Here is a 359-nt window from a genome sequence, read left to right as displayed (position 1 = left end):
GCCAGATGCTGGACTGGCTGCGGCAGCCGCGATGAAATGCCCGAAAACGCGCCCCGCCCTGTCCGCGAATCGGCTAGACCGGTCCGCACAGGAGGGGGCGATGCCGGACCATGACGATCTGTATGCCGCGCTGCTGGCGCGCGATCCGGGATATGACGGGCGTGCGCTGGTCGGCGTCACCTCGACCGGGATCTTTTGCCGGCTAAGCTGCCCGGCGCGCAAGCCGCGGCGCGACAACTGCCGCTGGTTCGCGGATGCCGCCGCCGCGCGGGCCGCGGGGTTCCGCCCCTGCCTGCGCTGCCGTCCCGAAGGGCAGGTGCCGCCGCTGGTCGCCACGTTGGGCGCGGCGCTGGCCGCCG

General features: G+C 73.5%; 1 protein-coding gene. It reads left to right on the top strand.

Going from position 1 to position 359, the window contains the following annotated elements; translation table 11 throughout:
- Positions 1-100: 100 nt before the first annotated feature.
- Positions 101-359 (top strand): Ada metal-binding domain-containing protein (locus tag TW83_RS18040; RefSeq protein ID WP_045984167.1); only part of this gene is annotated, 259 nt, incomplete at its 3' end.

It is taken from the genome of Paracoccus sp. S4493 (genome assembly GCF_000967735.1).
Lineage (GTDB): Bacteria > Pseudomonadota > Alphaproteobacteria > Rhodobacterales > Rhodobacteraceae > Paracoccus > Paracoccus marcusii.
Note: the sequence above shows the minus strand (reverse complement) of the source record. Positions and strands in the feature narration are given on the sequence as shown.